This is a genomic window from Polaribacter sp. ALD11 (genome assembly GCF_002831685.1).
Taxonomy (GTDB): domain Bacteria; phylum Bacteroidota; class Bacteroidia; order Flavobacteriales; family Flavobacteriaceae; genus Polaribacter.
Genome location: NZ_CP025119.1, coordinates 2,542,378 through 2,561,922, shown reverse-complemented (window position 1 = coordinate 2,561,922; position 19,545 = coordinate 2,542,378). Strand labels below are relative to the sequence as shown.

Here is a 19,545-nt window from a genome sequence, read left to right as displayed (position 1 = left end):
TATAAACTTAAAATAAGATTTTATTTCTTATTTACAGATTTTATATATTTATCTAAAGCCATTGTCATAGAAGGTGTGTCTGGAGATGGTGCTTCTATATCGCACTTTAAACCGGCTTCTGTTACAGCATTTACAGTAGAATTACCAAAAGCAGCAATTCTAGTGTTGTTTTGTTTAAAATCCGGGAAATTTTGAAATAATGATTCTATTCCTGAAGGACTAAAAAACACTAAAACATCATAAAAAACATCTTCTAAATCAGACAAATCACTCACCACGGTTCTATATAAATCTAAACGTGTCCACTTAACACCTAACTTATCTAACTCCTCTGGAACCAAAGGTTTTAATTTATCTGAACTTGGTAATAAGAAATTTTCTGTTTTATGCTTCTTAATTAACTTTGTTAAATCAGGAAAAGTTCTAGCACCAACATATATTTTACGTTTTCTATACACTACATATTTTTGCAAATAATAAGCAACAGCTTCAGACTGACAAAAATATTTCATGTCATCTGGCACTTTAAAACGCATTTCTTCAGCAATTTTAAAGAAATAATCTACAGCATTTCTACTTGTTAAAATAATAGCAGTAAAATCTTTAAAATCTATCTTTTGATTTCTAATTTCTTTTACAGAAATACCTTCAACATGAATAAAAGATCTAAAATCAATTTTCACTTTTTGTTTATCAGACAAATCAAAATAAGGAGAAGTTTCTGTCTTTGGTGCTGGTTGCGATACTAAAATTGTTTTCACTTTCATAAGCTGTCGTTTTTTAATTTAAAGCATCAATTTAAACAGTGTTAATAGCGGTGCTATTTCGAGAGCGCAAATGTACAAAATAAAATAAAACAACTCGCTAAAAATCAGGTTTTTGTTATTACTCACATGAAAAATGAATCTTACTATAAATAAACCCAAAACAATATATATATAAGACGAGGTGTTTAAAGGACTATATTGAAAGACTACAAAGGAAATTAAAAGCAAAAAACTAATAGAATATAAGTAGCTAAATTTAGAAACTACATAAAAACGAACTTGCTTTTTTACCAAAAAAAGTCTTGTAAGTGCAACTTCAAACAAACTTTTAACGATTAAATAACTAAAAACAATTCCTAAAACGGATAAGAAAGATGAAAAATTAAGGATAAAATCTACCTTTTTTTCTGAAACAATTAAACTAATTACAAGTGCTAAAACTGTAGATGAAAAAACAAACAGCAAACTGTAAAAAGAGCTAAAAAAAGAGGTATCTCCTTCTACCTCATCTTCTACAAAACCTTTGTTAAGTATTGCAAAAACATACCCCTTTAATTTTTCTGAATCTATTACTTTTAAGACACCAATAATTGCAAATAGAAACACCAAAACAAGGGGAATCCAATTTGTATTTATCGTTATTTTTTCTAGTGCTTGCACTTTTTTTTCTTTGATAAGATTAACACAAAATTAGTAATTAAAAAATGTATATTTGTATTCTTACCACATGAAATTTCATTTATGTCAGATACGTTAGTTATCATTCCTACTTATAACGAAAAAGAAAACATAGAAGCCATTATTAGAGCTGTTCTTAAGGAAGAAAAAATATTTCACATTTTAGTTGTTGATGATAATTCACCTGATGGAACTTCAATAATTGTAGAAAAATTAATATTAGAATTTCCTAATCAACTTTTTATAGAAAAAAGAAAAGGTAAAAGTGGCTTAGGAACTGCATATATTCATGGTTTTAAATGGGCTTTAGCTAGAAAATATGAGTATATCATAGAAATGGATGCCGATTTTTCTCACAATCCGAAAGACGTAATTCGTTTATACAATGCTTGCGCAATTGATGGCGGAGATGTTTCTATAGGATCGAGATATGTAAATAACCAAGTAAATGTAGTAAATTGGGACATTAAGCGATTGTTACTTTCTTATTTTGCTTCAAAATATGTACGCTTTATTACTAGAATACCTGTTTTTGATACTACTGCGGGTTTTGTTTGCTGGAAACGCAACGTTCTAGAGACCATAAATTTAGATAAAATTAGGTTTGTTGGCTATGCTTTTCAAATTGAAATGAAATTTAAGGCTTGGAAACACAAATTCAAAATTAAAGAAGTATCTGTAGTTTTTACAGACAGAGATTTAGGTACTTCTAAAATGGACGGGAACATCGTTTCCGAAGCGCTATTTGGTGTAATAAAAATGAGGTTAAAAGGGTTGCCAAAATAGCACATAAATGAATAATATTTCTATTAGAACCGCAAATTCAAACGATTTAGAAACGCTTTTAGAGTTTGAACAAGGAGTTGTAGCAGCAGAAAGGCCCTTAGATTCTTTCTTAGGTGACGGTGAGCTAACTTACTACAATATTCCCGAACTAATTACGGCTAAAAACATTCACTTTATAGTTGCCGTTTCAGATGAAGAATTAGTTGGTTCTGGTTATTTAAGAGTAGCCGATTCTAACCATTATCATAAGAATTTAAAACACGGTTATATTGGTTTTATATTTGTAAAACCCTCTTTTAGAGGTAAAAGAATTAGCAATCTAATTTTAGAATCTTTAAAAAATTGGGCAAAAGAAAAGGAACTGAAAGAGTTAAGGTTAGATGTGTATAGCAATAATGCTAGCGCCATAAAATCTTACGAACGTTTCGGGTTTACAAAGAGTTTAGTTAACATGAGAATTGATATTTAAGAAGGAAATGAAAAAATCAACTTTAATAAAAAACGCAACAATAGTCAACGAAAACAACATCTTTAAAGGTGATGTTCTTATTGAGAACGAAATAATAACAGCAATTTCATCAGAAATAAAAGCAACTGAAAATATTGAAGTTATAAATGCTGAAGGTAAATTTCTAATTCCTGGTTTTATTGATGATCAAGTGCATTTTAGAGAACCTGGTTTAACGCATAAAGCAAATATTGCAACAGAAAGTAGAGCTGCAATTGCTGGTGGAATTACTACTTTTATTGAAATGCCAAATACCGTTCCGCAAGCTACAACACAAGATTTATTAGAAGATAAATTTAAAATTGCAGCAGCAAATTCTTACGCAAACTATTCTTTTATGTTTGGTGGAACGAATGATAATTTAGAAGAATTATTAAAAACAGATCCTAAAAAAGTTGCCGGAATTAAATTATTCTTGGGTTCTTCTACCGGAAATATGTTAGTAGATAATGAAGATATTCTAGAGAAAATTTTCTCATCAACAAAAATGATTATTTCTGTACATTGTGAAGATGAAGCAACCATTAGAAAAAATACGGAAGAGTTCAAAGCAAAATATGGTGATGATATTCCTGTAAAATACCATCCAATTATTAGAAGTGAAGAAGCTTGTTATTTATCGTCTTCTAAAGCAATAGAATTGGCAAAGAAAACAGGTGCTAGATTGCATATTTTTCATGTATCAACTGCTAAAGAAACCGAGCTTTTTAGAAATGATATTCCTTTAGAGGAAAAACAAATTACTGCTGAAGTTTGTATTCATCATTTATGGTTTTCGGATAAAGATTATGAAGAGAAAGGGACTCATATTAAATGGAATCCTGCTGTAAAAACTGAAGCAGATAGACAAGGTTTGTGGGAAGCTTTGTTAGATGATAGAATAGATGTTTTAGCAACAGATCATGCACCGCACACTTTAGAGGAAAAAAACAACAACTATTTAAACGCACCAAGTGGCGGGCCTTTAGTGCAACATGCTGTTATTGCCTTATTAGAAAAAGTGAAAGAAGGCGTAATTACGATCGAAAAAGCAGTTGAAAAAATGAGTCATAATCCTGCGAAATTATTTCAAATTGAAAAACGTGGATTTATTAAGGAAGGTTATTTTGCAGACTTAGTTTTAATTGATACAAACAAACCACAAACGGTTTCTAAAGACAATATTTTATACAAATGTGGTTGGTCTCCTTTTGAAGGCACCACTTTTTCATCTACCATAACACATACTTTTGTAAATGGTAATTTAATATATAATAATGGTGTTTTTAACGATGAAATAAAAGGGAAAAGAATCACTTTTAATAGATAAAATGAAGAAAATTAGCTGCTTATTTATTTTTATACTTGTTGCTTCTTGTACAAGTAATACTATTTTTGAAAAACCAAAAGACTTAATTCCTAGAGATACGATGAGCCTTTTGTTACAAGAAATGATGATTGCTTCTAGTGCAAAATTTGTTAAAAACAAGAATGAACAAAAGAACATTAACTACATGCCTTTTGTATATGAAAGATTTAATATTGATAGTACTCGTTTTGAAAGCAGCAACTATTACTATATGTCTAAAATAGATTTGTATCACGAAATTTTAGAAGATGCCAAAACAAATTTAGAATCAAGAAACGATGTATTTAAAGAAATGCAATCAAGAATAGATTCAATTAGAAAAGACTCTGTAAACAACGTGAAAGATATTCAGAAAAGACTGGACAGTTTAAAATTAGACTCTATAAAACGTAACAAAAAGATTTTGGGAAAGACCCTTAAAAAACAATAAAGGTTTTAACTCTCATAATCATTACAAACTTCTTTAACAACCGTTTCTATTTCATCGAATTGAAAATTAATTGTTTCTTTAATCTTTTCTGAAGAATATTTAGAAATTTCATGTGCACTTTTTGCAGCGTATTTACCTAACAAAGGTTCCTTTCTGGTAAACAAAGAAAGTATTGAAGAAACACGCCAAAGAAGACTCGTTTGCCAAGGTTTTATCTTTTTTGAGGGTCTTTTTTTACCAAAAGCATCTGCAATTAAAAATAAAATTTCTTTATAAGTCTTGTTTTCTGAGACCAAGATGAAACGTTCATTTTTAACATCAGAATTCATTAATAAAATCATTGCTTTTACAACATCTTTTACACCTACAAAGCCAGTAATTCCTTCTGTGTAATACTTAAAACCATTGTAAACCTCACTGAATAATTCTCCTGAACCAGCAAACCAAAATCCACTTCCAAGAATAACACCTGGATTTACAATTACAACTTCAATTTCTTCTTGACTTGCGCGCCAAACCTCCATTTCGCCACCAAATTTGGTAATTGAATACCCACTATTATCTTGTTCTTTATTCCACTCGTTCTCCTCTGTAATTAAATTCCCGTTCAAAGAATCTCCAACCGAAGCAATAGATCCTACAAAACACATTTTTTTTATTTTCGCATCAATAGAAAGATTTACAATAATTGCGGTTCCATGAATATTTACTTTTCTCATTTCTCTATAATCTCTCGGATTAAAAGAAATAAATGCAGCACAATGATATACTTTTTCAATTCCAACAAATGCAGGAATCATCGAAGGAACATCTGTAATATCTGCTTTAAACCATTCTATTTTAGAGATTAGCGAAACATCATCCGTATAAAAAGAAAAAACTTTTTTTACTGCTTTTATTTTTTCTTCAGAACGATAAATTGCACGTATTTTTTCATCATTTTTTAATAAATGATACAATAAATGTGCTCCTACTAAACCTGTTCCTCCAGTAACTAAAATCATACTGCTAATTTATGATTTTTTCATTGATAAGTTTATCTTTGCGAAGAGAAAAGACCTTACAAGTTTCTAAAAACCATAAGGTTTAAAAACATACCTTTATAATGAAAAATTTTGTTGAAGAATTACGCTGGCGTGGGTTATTACATGATATTATGCCAGATACAGAAGAGTATTTATTAAAAAATAAAACTGCCGGATATATTGGTTTCGACCCAACTGCAGATTCTCTACATATTGGTAGCTTAGTACAAATTTTTATCTTGAAACACTTTCAAAATGCAGGGCATAATCCTATTGCTTTAATTGGTGGTGCAACGGGTATGGTTGGAGATCCTTCTGGTAAATCTGCAGAACGTAATTTGTTAGATGAAGAGACTTTGGCGAAAAATGTTGCTGGTGTTAGAGAAAATTTAGAACGTTTTTTAGATTTTGACGCTTCCGCAGAAAACAAAGCAGAGTTGGTAAATAATTACGATTGGATGAAAGATATTTCATTAATCGATTTTGTTAGAGATACAGGAAAACATATTACTGTAAACTACATGATGGCTAAAGATTCTGTAAAAAAACGTTTAAACTCAGAATCTACTGTTGGTATGAGTTTTACAGAATTTACCTACCAATTATTTCAAGGATACGATTTTTATCACTTATATAAAGAGAAAAATTGTATGCTACAAATGGGTGGTTCAGATCAATGGGGAAACATTACTACTGGTACAGAATTAATTCGTAGAAAAGCACAAGGAAAAGCATACGCTATTACGGTTCCTTTGGTTACAAAAGCAGACGGAACAAAATTTGGAAAAACTGAGGGTGGAAATGTTTGGTTAAATACAGATAGAACTTCACCATATAAATATTACCAATACTGGTTAAATTCTTCGGATGAAGATGCAGAAAACTTTATTAAAAAGTTTACATTTTTAGACAAAGAAACCATAGAAAATTTAATTGCAGCACATAAAGAAAATCCGCATTTACGTTTGTTACAAAAGAAACTAGGAGAAGAGGTTACTATTTTAACACACGGAAAAGAGGCGTATGAAAATGCCTTAAAAGCATCTGCTATTTTATTTGGAAAATCTACAGCTTCAGATTTAAAATCTTTAGACGAACAAACATTTTTAGATGTTTTTGATGGTGTACCACAAGCTACAGTTTCTGCTAAAGATATAGAAGAGGGGTTAGATATGATTGGTGCTTTGGCTGCAAAAACAAACTTTTTAGGTTCTAATGGAGATGCAAGAAGAGCTTTAAAAGAAAATGCAATTTCTGTAAATAAAGAAAAGATAAAAGAAGATTACATCATTTCTAAAGAAGATTTAATTGCTAATAAATACGTGTTATTACAACGTGGTAAAAAGACGTACTATTTATTGGTTGTAGCATAACCCACTTTAAATGTTTCCTGTTTTTAAAGATTTAGACTTTAGTAATATTACAGTTGTATTTCTGTTATTAACTGTTATCATTTTTTTTAGGTATTTAGTTTTTTCTACGGTTTATTATAGTTTGTTTTTCATTTTGTTAAAAAATAAAATTACAAATAGAATTATAAACCCTAGAAAGCCTAAAATAAAGCAAATTAAAACAGAAATATATTGGTCTGCTATCAGTGGCGTTATTTTTGCCGCGGTGGGTGTAATCATGTATTTTTTATACATAAACGGACATTCTACTATTTATATGGAGACTTCAAAAAACTCGATTTGGTATATTCCTTTAAGTATTTTTATTTTTCTGTTTGCACAAGACACGTATTATTATTGGGCACATAGATGGATGCATCTTCCTAAAATTTATAAATATTTTCATTTGGTACATCATAAAAGCATACACACTTCTGTGTTTACTGCTTTTTCTTTTCATCCTTTAGAAACTATTATACAAGCGCTATTTTTGCCAATTATTATTATAATATTACCAATCCATTTTTATACCTTGTTGGCTACCTTACTAATAATGACGGTTTCTGCAACTATAAATCATGCTGGTATAGAAATTTATCCTTCAGGAAAATTTGGTGATTGGTTAAAAAAAAGAGTTATTGGTGCTACACATCATGATTTTCATCACCGAAAATTTAATTACAATTACGGATTGTATTTTACATTCTGGGACCGCACAATGAAGACTGAATTTTACAAAAAAAAGAGCTGAATGAATTTAGCTCTTTTTTTTCCACAACATTCACAAACTCCCCCAAGCTTGCTTTCAACTACCTTTCTTTATTAATTGCTATCCAGTTTTTATCTGCTTTTAGTTTTAGTTTTTCTGCACCTTCTTCTTTCCATAGTGCTAACGTATTTGTTCCCCAAGAATTGTAAAACAAATATAATTTACCGTCTCTAATTTCAAAAGTTTTAGGGTCGATTGAGACCTTTTCTGCTTTTGCACCAACTGCATACGCACAATAACCACCATAAGCAGGAATATATTTTTTAGGCGAATTTTTAAAAATACCTAAATTTTCTTTTGTTGAAAACTTAAATTTAACTCCATCAAATTCTGTGGTAAAGTCTTTATTTCCTTTTTCTGTTTTATTGCTAAAGTAAGCCACAACATCATAACCTTCTGCAACATATCCTTTTTTGGTATTATAATCTTGTCCAAAAAAAGTTGTTGAAATAGTTAGAAATAAAATAGTAATTATGTTTTTCATCGATTTTGCTTTATCTCTTAGTCGATAAAATTTTAGAAAAATTACACTGAAAATACTTAACCTTATCTGATTCAGATAGATTAACAATTAATAAACATGGTAATACGAGTATATTATTAGCCTATTCTATATATCAAAAATAAAAAGACCTATTCTTTTTGACCATCTATTTATTTTTATTTCATAATGTTGAGTTTTTTATTTCAACCTTTTTAAAACAGTTATTATTTCTGTGGATTCTGCTCTTTCTCTATAATTCGCATCTAAAAAAGCATATTGAATGCTTCCTTTTTATCGATAACATTGGTTGCAACCAAAGGTAATTGATTACTATCATCTCCATTTTTTTTCACTTAAACCAAATCCAGCTTTATAAATAACTGAACCTCATCTGTTAATTGAAATACAACCTACTATATTCTTTTCCAATAACATTACCAACATCACTTAAAACGGTAAATTCTAAATTGTTTTTTTCTGAAGTATTTAAAGAGTTATCTGACAGCTCTGGAGTTAGTGCAATTAGTGTGGCTCCTTCTTTTTGAAATTCGGGCAATTTTCTTTGTAAATAATGTAAGGTTACATTACAATAAGGACACCAGCCATCTCTGTGCCAAGTTAAAAATACAGGTTCGTTTTCTAATTCACTATATAAATAAACCGATTTGTTTAAAGCATTTTTTAAAGTGAAATTTGGCGCTTTATCCCCTGATTTTAATGCCTTTTCAAGGATTCCTGAGTCTGCTACACTTGTAATTTCATCTGCATAAATCTAACTTTTTTTTTCTGTAAATTTTGCTACACCTTCTTTTAGTTTTACAGCTAACAATGCTTCTAATTCTCCTTTATTTTTATTCGTTTCCATCCTTTAAATTTTTCAACTAATACGAGCCTCATCCATTTTTTTAGATTCTCTTATCAATGCACTTGCAAGAACAGTAGTCGCATCAATAATTAAGCTATCTTCTATTTTTTCATACTGTATTGCAAGTGGAATTTCAGTACATCCTAAAATTACAGCTTGTGCTCCTTTTCTAGATAAATAAGTTGCCGCCATACTTAAATTTTCTTTTGCTTTCTCGTTTACCGGATTAGAAAAAGCTTTAATACCGTAACTAGTATCGTAAATTGAAGGATGCACAAATAAATCTTGAATATCTTCTGATGGTTGTATTACTTCTATATTATATTTCGCCAAAACTTCTGGATAGACCTTCGCTAAAATAGTACCAGTAGTTCCTAAAACTCCAACTTTTGTGATTTCTGGGTACTTGGTAGAAATATGTAAACCTACCTCTTCGATAAGATTAACTAGCACACAAGATTCTGGTATGCTTTTCTCAATTAAACTTAAAATAGGTCTTGCGTGTGCTGTATTACAAGGAATACCGATAATACTAGAACCGCTCGCAATTAGCGATGCTATAATTTCTGCTATCGCAATACCTGGGTTTACATCGGTTTCACCTAAAAGATATTTCGTACGATCTATTATTTTATGAGGTACAGAAAGCATCGAAACAGGCAAATGTTCTTGGTCTGATTTTGCTTCTGTAAGATCGTACACTTTCTTTATTAAATCGATTCCTGCGTAACTACCTACGCCACCCACGATACCTATCATTTTATTTTGCATTGCTATAATTTTGTGCTAATATCGCCTTTATTCAGCAAGTAATTCGGTAAGTACCTGTTTAAAAGTAGCTACAGGTTGCGCACCAGTTACCGCACTTTTTCTGTTAAAAACAACCGTTGGTACAGAGTTTACGCCTAAGCTTTTCCAATAATCTTGTTTGGTTCTTACTTCGTTTCTAGCATCTTCATTGTCTAACTTTGCTAAACCTTCTTCAGCATTTAAACCAACAGCTAATAAAGCCTCTTTCAAAATATTTCTCTTAGAAACATCTTTTCGTTCGCTAAAGAAAGCAGTTGTTAGGCACATTTTTAATTCAGTTTGTTTCCCAAAATCTTTTGCATATTCTAATAAAACGTGTGCTTCAAATGTATTTACCATGCGCATCTCATCAAAATAATCGAATTTAAAACCAAGTTCTTCACCAACTTCTGTCATATTTTGTTTCGATGCCCTTTGTTGCTCTAAAGTACTACCATATTTTTCTGTAATATGTTCATTTACATTCTGACCTTCTGCAGGCATATTGGGATTCAACTCAAAAGGTTGCCATTCAATTTCTACTTGATCTTCTATGCCAAGTTCTATAATTGCTTTTTCTAAACGTTTATATCCAATAGTACACCAAGGACACACAACATCTGATACGATATCTATTTTTAATTTTTCTTTCATTTTATTTCTATTTAATGCGAACTTAAATATAAACTTTAAAGTCCTAATTATCTCTTTCTATTACCCCTTATTTTCGTTACATGGGTTAAAAAAAGTGTTTATTATTTGCTGATAACCTCAGTCTTTAAAAAACTCTTTTCTTTTTTCTCATCTTCAATAATATTGTCTTTTGACAACATATTAAAAATCACTGAGTTTACTATTCTTGTTTTATTTACATCAGGTTTTATCATCTTTGCTTTATGAAATACACCTAAAGTTTCTGGTTCAGATTTTGGGTTGCTATTGTTTATGAATACAATTTTATAAGTATTTCTATCAAACGATTTTATCTTGGTGGTATAAGGCTCAAGTAAAGATTCATCCTCTTTAAATACTGGTGTAAAATGTTTGATATAATCTTTCGGAGCGACCGAACTATCATTCGCATATTTATGATAATCTGCGATATGTAGCTCACTATCAATTTCACTGGGCTCGTAACCTAGCATTAAAAAAGATTGCTCTTCTGCATTATCCAAATGAAAAGGTGTATTTACCTGTTGATCAAAGCGTACCAACCAATGATAACTTAATTTTTTGTGGAATTGTTTTGTTGTAAACTTTGATAATTCCTTTTTTAAGGCAACCATAATAGACCTCAGCTGATAGGAAGTTCTGTTTTTTCCGAAGTCAATATGCACAAACCCTGGCTTATCAGTACTTGTTCTGAACACATTTTTAATACAATATTCTGAAATTTCTTTAATGTTAATTTCGTTGACCTCCATCTTGTCTTAAAATTTCTACTGTTATAGTGTGACAATACCTACTACTTATACGTTACCAGAATATCCGCTACTTTTTTCAAGTTCGTTGCCACAATTTCTGTTTTTGGTGCTAACGGAAATATTTGTTGCCCAGGTCTGCTTATAAAAGCAGCTCTCCAACCTGCCCAAAGTGCGCCTGCAACATCCCAACCATGTGCTGCAATTAACATGCATTCTTCTAATTTAACGCCCATTTTATGTGCTCCCCAAGCATACGTATCTGTAAAAGGTTTAAATTTACCAGTATCTTCAACGCTTAGCCTTTCATCAAAATAAGCTGTTAATTCTGCATTCTCAAATTGTTTTTTTAACCCTTCGTTTGATGAATTGGTAAACGCAACTAATTTATAACCTTCTTTTTTTAATTGCGTTAAGGCTTCTTTTACTTCTGGGTGCGGAGGTAAGTTTTGCATAGATTCTGCAATAATCTTACGTGCTTTTTCTTCTGATATTGTAATATTATTATTTGCAGCAACCATTTGCAAAGCAGCAGCACCAATATGTCCGAAAGGTTTATAGTGTCCGCTTGCAGAAGTTACTAAAGAATAATGCAACATTGTTGTAAACCACAAAGAAAGTACTTCTTCTTTCCCCTCTAAAACCTCACCAACTCTTTTTTTCATCGGTGTAAGATCTAAAAGCGTTTCGTTTACATCAAAGAATAAAACTTTAGGTCTTCTTGTTTCTATGGATTCACTATTATTTTTCATCTTTAAAATGTTATCAATTCACTAATTTGAAGTTCTCCTTGTACATTGGTGTAATTTTTTACATCTGCAGCAAATGTTTCTGCATGCGGACCAAATGCGGCTTGAAAAGAAGCTACATCATTAAATTTTAAATGTGCGATAGCAACATAAGGAGCCAATTCCCCAGGAACTCTACTTCCAATTCCTAAGTCTAATTCTAAACTTTTAAGCGCATCGCCTAAAGCGTTTACAATCATTGGTAAATGACTATTTTTATAATAAGCTGCATCAAACTGGACATCTTTACCATTAGGATACATTACGGATACTTTAATCATAAGTATTTGTTTTATAAACCTTCCGTATGGATAACGGAAGGTTAGTTTTTATCAAAATTGAATATAAGAAACTTATTTTTTCCATGCAAAAGCTTCAAAAGCTGAATCTACAGGTGTATTTGCAATATGATTTGTATAATTACTAATCACTTTTTGAGACAATCCTAAGATAATTTCTAAGACTTGTTTCTCTTCATAACCAGCTGCGTAAAATTCATTTAAGTCATCTTGTGTAACGTTACCACGATTGCGAACAATTGTTAATGCCATGGTACGTAAAGCTTCTAATTTAGGGTTTTCTAACGGTGCTTCATTACGTAAAGCTTCTGTAATAGTATCGTCTACTTTCATCATTTTTGCAATACCCGTATGTGCAGGTACACAATAATGACAAGCATGTTCTACATTTATTGCTTGCCATACAACTGTTAACTCTTCTTCGTTAAAAGATGTATTTGTAAATAACTCATGTAATATTTGGTACGCATCTAAAAGCTGAGGAGAACCCGCAAGAACACCATGCAAACCAGGAATCATTCCGTATGCTTTTTGAGATTTATCTAATAATACTTTACTTTCTTCTGGTGCCGTTTTGTTGTCGTAAATTTTTAAAGTTGTCATAATTTCTATTTTTAAATTTATTATTTGTGTTAACTTTAACTAAACAATCGTTTAGTTATTTAGTAAAAAAAATGTTTATATATTTATAAAGGTCATTTCTATGTAATCTTCTATTTCTTTCTGAGTATTCACTCTTGCAGCAGCAGCTAAACCATGTTTTGCAAGTAATAGAAAATTAGCTTGTTTTAGAATCGTTTCCTCATCTTTGGTGGTATCCATTTGTAACTTTTCTATGAGTAAGTCTTTTAGTTTATCCATAAAATGGGTCATCTGCTCTTTAATTAATAGGTCTTCTTTTTCTGAAAACTCATTATACGTATTTGTTACTAAACAACCTTTCTGAGTGCTTCCTTTATAATCTATATCCAAAGAATCGTAAAAAAACTGCTTAATATCTTCAACACCATTGGATGCTTTTTTAAACTTTTCTAAAATAACACTCACTCTTGCTTTATAACATTTTAAGCTTTCAAGAAAAAGACCATGTTTATTTCCAAAACTTGCATATATAGAAAACTTATTAATGCCCATTTCTTTTTCAAGCATTTGCATAGACGTTGCTTCATAGCCATTACGCCAAAACAGCTGCATCGCTTTTTCTACTACTTCCTCTTCGTTATATTCTTTTTTTCTAGCCATTGTTTCTAAGTACACTGCAAAACTAAACAATCGGTTAGTAATAAAAAAATATTTAACTCTTTTTTATGTATTTGTATTACTACCATGCTTAGTTCCTGTAAAAGAATCATCTTTTACAGGGTGCTTCTCTAGAAAAAGACAAAAATTACTTCCAAGTTACGATAGCATCAAAATTTCGTCTAGATTTCTCATGTAAAGGATCTTCTTTTCTGTAACCAAAAGCAGTCATAAAAGATAGACCATATTTATCTGTGTCTACACCAAACTTTTCTTTTAGCAATACTTCTGCTTTTTCTTGATGAAAACCTTCAATTGGGCAAGAATCAATTCCTCTTAAAGCTGCAGAAGTCATCATGTTTCCTAGAGCAATATAAGTTTGTTTAGAGGACCAATCGAATAATTTTTTGTCTGTATCTAAATCAAAATCTCGTTCTTGAAATTCTCTGTAGAATTTTGAATACGTTTCAATAACATCTGCTGGTAATTGTTTTACTTCTTTCATCATGTGCATAATGTATGCAGCATCATGTTTTATCATAGGTGCCTTCATACTTAAACCTAAAACAAAATGGCTAGCAGTATCTAACTTTAAAGGTGCTCCCCAAGCTACTGGTTTTAATAACTCACGTAATTCTTTATCTTGAACAACAATAAAATGCCAAGGTTCAAAGCCAAATGAACTTGGTGACAAGCGTGCTGTTTCTAAAATAAATTTTATATCTTCATCTGAAACCGTCTTTGTAGCATCAAACTCTTTAGTTGCATGTCTAAAATAAAACCCTTTTAAGATATCTTCTCTTGAAATATTTGGTGTGTTCATATTTTTATTTATACTATATTAATTATAGTTACAAAATTAAGTATAGTTTTGTAACTTTGCAATAACGGTCTAAAAGGATAGTATAAGTTTATGGAAGATTTAAAAGAAATAAAAACCAGTATTTTAAAATTTAAAGAAAAGGAATACCCATGTTGTACTAGTTTAACAATGGGAATTATTGGCGGTAAATGGAAAACTGTAATTTTATATCATTTAATTGATAAGACACTTAGATACAATGAGCTGAGAAAAGAAATGCCAACAGTTACTGAAAGAACTTTAAGTTTACAATTAAAAAATTTAGAAGAAGATGGTATTATAAGAAGGAAAGTTTACACATCTAAACCGCCTTTAAAAGTTGAATATTCATTAACTGATTTTGGAAAAACCTTAACACCCTTGATACAATCTATTGCAAGTTGGGGCGATTTTGCTTCTAAAAATTATAAGTAAGAAACTATTTTTTATCTCCCAAAACCTTCATTAAATATTCATTTTGCTTTTCTAAAAGTTCATTGGTTTTATTCATTAGTTCGATATTCTTAGGAGTAACTACTGTTTTATTTTTAGGGTCGTCTGCTTTTTTCTTCATAGAATTCATCAACTTTACAACAATAAAAACAGTAAAAGCAATTACTAAAAAATCGACTCCGGCTTCAATTAATTTCCCATAACCGATTGCAATTTCTTCTGGTTTTGGTTTTCCATCTACCACAATTGCTTCTCGTAAAATAATTTTTTTATTTTCCCAATTAGCGCCATCGGTCATAAAAGACAACGGAGGCATTAAAACCTCTTTTACAAGCACATTTACTACTTTGTTAAAGGCAGTACCAATTATTACCCCAATGGCAATATCTATCATATTCCCTTTTACAGCAAACTCTTTAAATTCTTGAAATAATTTAAACTTCATCACTAAGCTTTATTTATAAAACCATTAAATTACAACCTCTAATATCCGAATTATCAAAACGACCAATAATTTCAAAAGTGCCATTTTTATGAACTTTTCCTAAATCTTGTGTTGCAATAAAAGAACACGAATTGTAATTTGCTAAATCTATAACATTGATGCCTCCATTTTTTTCTGATGGATTTATAGTCAAAGCATCTTCGGTATCTCTTGTTAAAATTTTCATCCAAGGAGGCGTTTCAAAAACACCATTTCCTTTCGAATAACCCTGACTTAATAATTCTGTCATTCCATATTCTGAATGAATTTCGGCAACCCCAAATCCGTCTTGAAGAATAGTGTGTAATTCTTCTCTAACCAATTCTTTTCTTCTTCCTTTCATACCACCAGTTTCCATTATAATGGTGTTCTTAAGCTTAAAATTTTGCATTTCAATTAAATCTAATAAAGCAAATGAAACTCCAATTAAGAGTGTTTTTCGTCCCATTTTATCTAATTCTATTAACTTTTTAGCCAATTCGTTAAGATTATCAAGATAAAATCCGCTTTCTATTTTTTTAGATTTCCGAATTAAATCATCTACCATATAAACCAAAGAAGAACCTTTACGCTCTAAATAATTTGGTAACAAAGCAAGTACTGTGTACGCTTCTATGTTTCCGTAAAAATGAGCAAATCCTTTTAAGTAGCTTTCTTTATAGAGATTTATATCGGTTACAAGATGTTTACTAGTTACACTACCTGTTGTACCAGAACTTGTAAAGGTTTCTTCAACGAAATCTAAGTTAGCAACGACCTCTCTACTTTTAAAAAACTGAATTGGTAAAAACGGAATTTCTTGAATAGTTTTTACATCTGAAGGATGAATATAAAGCAAATCACAAAAAGATCTATAGACTTTATTGTTCTTAAATTGATGTTTAAAAACTGTTAAAGCAGTTTCAGCGAACTCTTGTTCGTTTTGTATGTTAAAAATGTTGTTTTCCATATACTTTTGCAAAAATAGAATTATTTAACGCAACCTTTTTAAACTTTTTGCATCTTCTAAGAAAGAACCAAATTTATGAAGTTTATTTATGCTTTTATATTCACACTATTTTTTATCAGTTGTAATAATAATAATAATAATGATTCGAGCAAAGATACAATTGCAGATAAATGGAATGTGACAGAAATAATTGGTGGTTTCTCTCAACCTAAAAGCTATAAAAAAGAGACTTTTACTTGGGAATTTGATATGGTGAATAAAACAGTTACCATTGTAAATACCTCAGATGTATTTACAACACTAGCGGCTCCTAGTTTTACAAACAACCAAGGTGGCGTGTATTCATTTGAAATACTAGAAGAAAATAACAGTAAGTTTTTAATCGTTGATGATAGAAAAGGAACTATTTATTTTACTGAAAAAGATTTAAAAATAGATTACGGAATTGCATTTGACGATATAGCTTACATTTTTAAGAGATAAATTTATGAAAACAATATCTAACATCTTATTATTTGCCTTTTTCCTTTTTTTTGCATCCTGTAAAGATTCAGAGGGGTTTTTAGTACAAGAAACAAATTATATCGTTGCTTCTTCTAAAGCAGATTGCCAAGGTATTGGTCCTCAAAAATGTTACCTAATAAAAGAAAAAAACACCCAAGATTGGCAATACTTATATAGCACTATTATCGGATTTAAGTATGAAGAAGGTTTTGAATATGAGGTATTAATTTCTGAAAAAGAAATTGAAAATCCGCCCCAAGACAGTTCTTCAATAGCATATACTTTATTAAAAGTAATTTCTAAAATTGAAAAAACATCAGAAAATTTACCTAATTAAATTAAACCTTAAATATTAATTATTAAACCTTAAATTATGAGAAAAGTAGTATTATTATTAATTAGCATCATTTTATTTTCATCTTGTTTAAACGATGATGAACCTAACTTTACATATGATTTTCTAAAAATTGACAGCGCAGAAACCCCTGATAGTTTCACTTTTGGTAAAACAGATACTATTAAAATAAAATATACTTTACCAAATAAATGTTATTCATTTAGCCAACTATACTACCAATACAAAGATTCTACAAGAGTAGTTGCAGTAACTGCTTTGGTTAATTTAGATGATACTTGTGCTGAAGTAACAAAGCAAGAAGAATATTCATTTCCTGTAAAAGCAACTCAAAAAAAAGATTACGTTTTTAAGTTTTTTAAAGGTAAAGATGCAGATGGCGAAAGTATTTTCGATGAAGTTATAATTCCTGTAAATTAGTAATATCAAACTAGAAAAACTCATACAGGAATGTTGCCAACAAAAGTTGGAAGCACAATCTGAAGTTTATCAGCTTTTTGCTGATAAACTTTTTGTTGTATGCTTAAAATATTCTCGAAACTATCAAGATGCAGAAGACACTTTACAAGATAGTTTTATCGTTATTTTTAATAAAATTAAACAGTACAAAAACAAAGGTTCTTTTGAAGGTTGGTTAAAACGAATAACCATAAATACTGCACTACAAAAATACAGAACAAAGACTTGTTTAGAACTTGTAAATGAATCACCTAACCAAGAAATCATAGAGGAAATTGATTTTGAAGACGATAACCTAGATGTCGGTTTTTTATTACAATTAATTCAAAAATTGCCAGACAGGTATCGTTTGGTTTTTAACTTATATGTGTTAGATAATTACGCTCATAAAGAAATTGCTGCTTTATTAAATATCTCTGAAGGAACCTCAAAATCCAACCTATCTAGAGCAAGAAAAATATTAAAGAATCAACTAGAAATTCATCAACAAAAAGAACAAAATGCATAACTGATGGAAAATAAAAAGATAGACCGTTTATTTCAAGAAAAACTAAAGAATTTGGAGGCAACTCCAACAAATAGAGTTTGGAACAATATTGAAGCGAATCTAAAAAACAAAAAACGCAGAGTATTACCAATATGGTGGTTTTCTAGTGGAATTGCAGCCATTTTAGTTGTTGGTCTCTTGTTATATCCTTTTTCTAAAACGGTTATAGATGATGTAAAAAAACAACCAATAATTATTGCAGCTCCAGAAAGAAGTTTAGAAGATTTCAATACTATAAAAACAGATACTTTTAATACTAAAAGTGAAGAAAAAACAATAATTGTTGAAGAAAATAAAGCAAATAAAAAAAGCATTGAGAAAACAACCATTTTAGTTGCTGAGAAATCACAAAGAAATATTGAAAAGGGGAATGAGTATTCAGTTCGTAAAAAAGCTATGAAAAAGATTTTTTTAACTGACAATAAAATTAATAGAACCATAGATTCTTTTCAAAATAAAACAATTATTGTTCAAGAGAACATAGAAAAAAAAGAATCAATTTCCTCAGAAAACTCTGCGGATATGACAAATTCAATTTATAAAGATAAAAAGGAAATTAAAAATGTTAAAAAGGAAGTTATAATAGCTTTTAAAAAAGACAAGGAAGAAAAGAAAATAAATATAAATAAACTCTGGACCATTTCACCCGTTGTAGCTGTTTTAAACTCTAATTCTTTTTCTAACACTTCTCCATTAAATAAGAATTTAGAAAACTCTACTAGAGGAGATAATTCTTATTCTTATGGCGTGCAAATTGGCTATCAACTTAATAATAAATGGTCCATTCAATCAGGAATTCATTTACAAGAGATTCAATTTTCTAACAATAAGATAGCTGTGGCTTCTTCAAGTTCAAGTGTTTCTAGTGTTATTTTTAATTCGGGAGATAATTATTCTTTAAACAATACTTCTTCTGAAAGTTTTAATTCAAATACTATTCCCTTAAACGCAGTAAGTTTAGATGGAAATTTAGCTCAAAAATATGGTTATATTGAAATTCCTATTGAATTAAAATACAGTCTATTAGAAAATAGTAATCTAAAAACTCAAATAGTAATAGGCTTTAGTTCCCTTTTTTTAAATAAGAATACAGTACACATAAATGCTGGTACTCTTTCTAGATCTGGAAAAGCAAATAACCTAAACAACCTTAATTTTAGTGGAAATTTAGGTTTAGATTTTAATTATAAGTTAGATAAAAATTGGGCATTAAACTTAAACCCAATGTTTAAAACTCAGTTAAACACGTTTGATAATAATGCAAATGGATTTAAACCTTATTTTATTGGTATTTATACAGGAATAAATTATCAATTTTAAAAACAAGTAACAACCTTTTTTAAAAAGTAGATGAACATCTAACACC

General features: G+C 30.0%; 27 protein-coding genes. 12 read left to right on the top strand and 15 right to left on the bottom strand.

The annotated features are described in order from the left end of the window. Window positions 1-20 precede the first annotated feature (20 nt). Together CW731_RS11390 and CW731_RS11385 are read right to left on the bottom strand one after the other, a co-directional pair. A complete protein-coding gene (locus CW731_RS11390; protein ID WP_100946843.1) occupies window positions 21-767 on the bottom strand; it encodes a uroporphyrinogen-III synthase in 747 nt (248 codons plus the stop codon). Between the two features lie 18 nt (window positions 768-785). Continuing rightward, the gene (locus CW731_RS11385) at window positions 786-1,427 is read right to left on the bottom strand and encodes a DUF4271 domain-containing protein (protein ID WP_100946842.1); all 642 of its coding nucleotides are present in this window, start codon (window positions 1,425-1,427) and stop codon (window positions 786-788) included. 81 nt (window positions 1,428-1,508) lie between these two features. On the opposite strand from CW731_RS11385, the gene CW731_RS11380 reads away from it, so the two are divergent. From CW731_RS11380 to CW731_RS11365, 4 genes are read left to right on the top strand one after another with little or no spacing between them, the layout of a single operon-like run. Next, a complete protein-coding gene (locus CW731_RS11380) occupies window positions 1,509-2,231 on the top strand; it encodes a polyprenol monophosphomannose synthase (RefSeq protein WP_100946841.1) in 723 nt (240 codons plus the stop codon). A 7-nt stretch (window positions 2,232-2,238) separates the two neighbouring features. Then, a complete protein-coding gene (locus CW731_RS11375) occupies window positions 2,239-2,700 on the top strand; it encodes a GNAT family N-acetyltransferase (RefSeq protein ID WP_100946840.1) in 462 nt (153 codons plus the stop codon). Between the two features lie 7 nt (window positions 2,701-2,707). Continuing rightward, entirely contained in the window at window positions 2,708-4,048 is a 1,341-nt protein-coding gene (locus CW731_RS11370) for a dihydroorotase (protein ID WP_100947695.1), read from the top strand. 1 nt (window position 4,049) lies between these two features. After that, window positions 4,050-4,517 (top strand): DUF4296 domain-containing protein, encoded by a 468-nt coding sequence (locus CW731_RS11365; RefSeq protein ID WP_100946839.1) that lies wholly within the window; start codon window positions 4,050-4,052, stop codon window positions 4,515-4,517. 5 nt (window positions 4,518-4,522) lie between these two features. On the opposite strand, the gene CW731_RS11360 is transcribed toward CW731_RS11365, so the two are convergent. Beyond that, window positions 4,523-5,521, bottom strand: a complete 999-nt coding sequence (locus CW731_RS11360; RefSeq protein WP_100946838.1) for an NAD-dependent epimerase/dehydratase family protein — start codon at window positions 5,519-5,521, stop codon at window positions 4,523-4,525. Window positions 5,522-5,622: 101 nt separating this feature from the next. Here CW731_RS11360 and tyrS point away from each other — a divergent pair, with 101 nt between their 5' ends. Next, complete coding sequence (tyrS, locus tag CW731_RS11355; protein ID WP_100946837.1) at window positions 5,623-6,915, top strand: tyrosine--tRNA ligase; 1,293 nt, start codon at window positions 5,623-5,625, stop codon at window positions 6,913-6,915. Between the two features lie 10 nt (window positions 6,916-6,925). Continuing rightward, window positions 6,926-7,684, top strand: coding sequence for a sterol desaturase family protein (locus CW731_RS11350; RefSeq protein ID WP_100946836.1), 759 nt, complete (start codon window positions 6,926-6,928; stop codon window positions 7,682-7,684). Between the two features lie 58 nt (window positions 7,685-7,742). Here CW731_RS11350 and CW731_RS11345 read toward each other — a convergent pair whose 3' ends face one another. From CW731_RS11345 to CW731_RS11300, 10 genes are all read right to left on the bottom strand, one after another. Further along, window positions 7,743-8,186 (bottom strand): YHS domain-containing (seleno)protein, encoded by a 444-nt coding sequence (locus CW731_RS11345; RefSeq protein ID WP_100946835.1) that lies wholly within the window; start codon window positions 8,184-8,186, stop codon window positions 7,743-7,745. Window positions 8,187-8,580: 394 nt separating this feature from the next. Continuing rightward, window positions 8,581-8,919: a peroxiredoxin family protein gene (locus tag CW731_RS11340; protein WP_232734757.1), complete on the bottom strand. Its 339-nt coding sequence runs from the start codon at window positions 8,917-8,919 to the stop codon at window positions 8,581-8,583. A gap of 144 nt (window positions 8,920-9,063) precedes the next feature. Next, window positions 9,064-9,822, bottom strand: coding sequence for an aspartate/glutamate racemase family protein (locus CW731_RS11335; protein WP_100946834.1), 759 nt, complete (start codon window positions 9,820-9,822; stop codon window positions 9,064-9,066). A 27-nt stretch (window positions 9,823-9,849) separates the two neighbouring features. After that, on the bottom strand, window positions 9,850-10,494 hold the full coding sequence (locus tag CW731_RS11330) for a DsbA family protein (RefSeq protein ID WP_100946833.1): 645 nt from the start codon (window positions 10,492-10,494) through the stop codon (window positions 9,850-9,852). Between the two features lie 101 nt (window positions 10,495-10,595). Beyond that, a complete protein-coding gene (locus CW731_RS11325) occupies window positions 10,596-11,264 on the bottom strand; it encodes a hypothetical protein (RefSeq protein ID WP_100946832.1) in 669 nt (222 codons plus the stop codon). A gap of 41 nt (window positions 11,265-11,305) precedes the next feature. After that, window positions 11,306-12,013 carry a haloacid dehalogenase type II gene (locus CW731_RS11320; protein WP_100946831.1) on the bottom strand — a complete coding sequence of 236 codons (708 nt, stop codon included), beginning with the start codon at window positions 12,011-12,013 and terminating at the stop codon, window positions 11,306-11,308. Window positions 12,014-12,015: 2 nt separating this feature from the next. Continuing rightward, entirely contained in the window at window positions 12,016-12,330 is a 315-nt protein-coding gene (locus CW731_RS11315; RefSeq protein ID WP_100946830.1) for an EthD family reductase, read from the bottom strand. A 72-nt stretch (window positions 12,331-12,402) separates the two neighbouring features. Beyond that, window positions 12,403-12,951 carry a carboxymuconolactone decarboxylase family protein gene (locus tag CW731_RS11310; protein ID WP_100946829.1) on the bottom strand — a complete coding sequence of 183 codons (549 nt, stop codon included), beginning with the start codon at window positions 12,949-12,951 and terminating at the stop codon, window positions 12,403-12,405. 75 nt (window positions 12,952-13,026) lie between these two features. Further along, window positions 13,027-13,590, bottom strand: coding sequence for a TetR/AcrR family transcriptional regulator (locus tag CW731_RS11305; protein WP_100946828.1), 564 nt, complete (start codon window positions 13,588-13,590; stop codon window positions 13,027-13,029). A gap of 145 nt (window positions 13,591-13,735) precedes the next feature. Beyond that, entirely contained in the window at window positions 13,736-14,410 is a 675-nt protein-coding gene (locus CW731_RS11300; protein WP_100946827.1) for an NAD(P)H-dependent oxidoreductase, read from the bottom strand. A gap of 90 nt (window positions 14,411-14,500) precedes the next feature. Here CW731_RS11300 and CW731_RS11295 point away from each other — a divergent pair, with 90 nt between their 5' ends. Then, complete coding sequence (locus CW731_RS11295; RefSeq protein ID WP_198519816.1) at window positions 14,501-14,863, top strand: helix-turn-helix domain-containing protein; 363 nt, start codon at window positions 14,501-14,503, stop codon at window positions 14,861-14,863. Window positions 14,864-14,867: 4 nt separating this feature from the next. On the opposite strand, the gene mscL is transcribed toward CW731_RS11295, so the two are convergent. Together mscL and CW731_RS11285 are read right to left on the bottom strand one after the other, a co-directional pair. Further along, window positions 14,868-15,326, bottom strand: coding sequence for a large conductance mechanosensitive channel protein MscL (gene mscL, locus CW731_RS11290; RefSeq protein ID WP_100946826.1), 459 nt, complete (start codon window positions 15,324-15,326; stop codon window positions 14,868-14,870). A gap of 13 nt (window positions 15,327-15,339) precedes the next feature. After that, a complete protein-coding gene (locus tag CW731_RS11285; RefSeq protein ID WP_100946825.1) occupies window positions 15,340-16,314 on the bottom strand; it encodes an acyl transferase in 975 nt (324 codons plus the stop codon). Window positions 16,315-16,389: 75 nt separating this feature from the next. Between CW731_RS11285 and CW731_RS11280 the strand changes: the two genes are divergently transcribed. The 5 genes from CW731_RS11280 to CW731_RS11260 are packed head-to-tail and all read left to right on the top strand — an operon-like array spanning window position 16,390 to window position 19,499. After that, window positions 16,390-16,797: a hypothetical protein gene (locus CW731_RS11280; protein ID WP_100946824.1), complete on the top strand. Its 408-nt coding sequence runs from the start codon at window positions 16,390-16,392 to the stop codon at window positions 16,795-16,797. A 4-nt stretch (window positions 16,798-16,801) separates the two neighbouring features. Beyond that, window positions 16,802-17,155 carry a DUF4377 domain-containing protein gene (locus tag CW731_RS11275; RefSeq protein ID WP_100946823.1) on the top strand — a complete coding sequence of 118 codons (354 nt, stop codon included), beginning with the start codon at window positions 16,802-16,804 and terminating at the stop codon, window positions 17,153-17,155. 36 nt (window positions 17,156-17,191) lie between these two features. Beyond that, on the top strand, window positions 17,192-17,593 hold the full coding sequence (locus tag CW731_RS11270) for a hypothetical protein (RefSeq protein ID WP_100946822.1): 402 nt from the start codon (window positions 17,192-17,194) through the stop codon (window positions 17,591-17,593). Window positions 17,594-17,597: 4 nt separating this feature from the next. Then, window positions 17,598-18,140, top strand: a complete 543-nt coding sequence (locus tag CW731_RS11265) for an RNA polymerase sigma factor (RefSeq protein WP_100946821.1) — start codon at window positions 17,598-17,600, stop codon at window positions 18,138-18,140. Between the two features lie 3 nt (window positions 18,141-18,143). Continuing rightward, window positions 18,144-19,499 (top strand): outer membrane beta-barrel protein, encoded by a 1,356-nt coding sequence (locus CW731_RS11260; protein ID WP_100946820.1) that lies wholly within the window; start codon window positions 18,144-18,146, stop codon window positions 19,497-19,499. Window positions 19,500-19,545 lie beyond the last annotated feature (46 nt).

Coding starts and splice junctions, on each gene's coding strand:
- CW731_RS11390 (WP_100946843.1), bottom strand. CDS start 767: ATGAAAGTGAAAACAATTTTAGTATCGCAACCAGCACCAAAGACAGAA.
- CW731_RS11380 (WP_100946841.1), top strand. CDS start 1,509: ATGTCAGATACGTTAGTTATCATTCCTACTTATAACGAAAAAGAAAAC.
- CW731_RS11375 (WP_100946840.1), top strand. CDS start 2,239: ATGAATAATATTTCTATTAGAACCGCAAATTCAAACGATTTAGAAACG.
- CW731_RS11370 (WP_100947695.1), top strand. CDS start 2,708: ATGAAAAAATCAACTTTAATAAAAAACGCAACAATAGTCAACGAAAAC.
- CW731_RS11365 (WP_100946839.1), top strand. CDS start 4,050: ATGAAGAAAATTAGCTGCTTATTTATTTTTATACTTGTTGCTTCTTGT.
- CW731_RS11360 (WP_100946838.1), bottom strand. CDS start 5,521: ATGATTTTAGTTACTGGAGGAACAGGTTTAGTAGGAGCACATTTATTG.
- tyrS (WP_100946837.1), top strand. CDS start 5,623: ATGAAAAATTTTGTTGAAGAATTACGCTGGCGTGGGTTATTACATGAT.
- CW731_RS11350 (WP_100946836.1), top strand. CDS start 6,926: ATGTTTCCTGTTTTTAAAGATTTAGACTTTAGTAATATTACAGTTGTA.
- CW731_RS11345 (WP_100946835.1), bottom strand. CDS start 8,186: ATGAAAAACATAATTACTATTTTATTTCTAACTATTTCAACAACTTTT.
- CW731_RS11335 (WP_100946834.1), bottom strand. CDS start 9,822: ATGCAAAATAAAATGATAGGTATCGTGGGTGGCGTAGGTAGTTACGCA.
- CW731_RS11330 (WP_100946833.1), bottom strand. CDS start 10,494: ATGAAAGAAAAATTAAAAATAGATATCGTATCAGATGTTGTGTGTCCT.
- CW731_RS11325 (WP_100946832.1), bottom strand. CDS start 11,264: ATGGAGGTCAACGAAATTAACATTAAAGAAATTTCAGAATATTGTATT.
- CW731_RS11320 (WP_100946831.1), bottom strand. CDS start 12,013: ATGAAAAATAATAGTGAATCCATAGAAACAAGAAGACCTAAAGTTTTA.
- CW731_RS11315 (WP_100946830.1), bottom strand. CDS start 12,330: ATGATTAAAGTATCCGTAATGTATCCTAATGGTAAAGATGTCCAGTTT.
- CW731_RS11310 (WP_100946829.1), bottom strand. CDS start 12,951: ATGACAACTTTAAAAATTTACGACAACAAAACGGCACCAGAAGAAAGT.
- CW731_RS11305 (WP_100946828.1), bottom strand. CDS start 13,590: ATGGCTAGAAAAAAAGAATATAACGAAGAGGAAGTAGTAGAAAAAGCG.
- CW731_RS11300 (WP_100946827.1), bottom strand. CDS start 14,410: ATGAACACACCAAATATTTCAAGAGAAGATATCTTAAAAGGGTTTTAT.
- CW731_RS11295 (WP_198519816.1), top strand. CDS start 14,501: ATGGAAGATTTAAAAGAAATAAAAACCAGTATTTTAAAATTTAAAGAA.
- mscL (WP_100946826.1), bottom strand. CDS start 15,326: ATGAAGTTTAAATTATTTCAAGAATTTAAAGAGTTTGCTGTAAAAGGG.
- CW731_RS11285 (WP_100946825.1), bottom strand. CDS start 16,314: ATGGAAAACAACATTTTTAACATACAAAACGAACAAGAGTTCGCTGAA.
- CW731_RS11280 (WP_100946824.1), top strand. CDS start 16,390: ATGAAGTTTATTTATGCTTTTATATTCACACTATTTTTTATCAGTTGT.
- CW731_RS11275 (WP_100946823.1), top strand. CDS start 16,802: ATGAAAACAATATCTAACATCTTATTATTTGCCTTTTTCCTTTTTTTT.
- CW731_RS11270 (WP_100946822.1), top strand. CDS start 17,192: ATGAGAAAAGTAGTATTATTATTAATTAGCATCATTTTATTTTCATCT.
- CW731_RS11260 (WP_100946820.1), top strand. CDS start 18,144: ATGGAAAATAAAAAGATAGACCGTTTATTTCAAGAAAAACTAAAGAAT.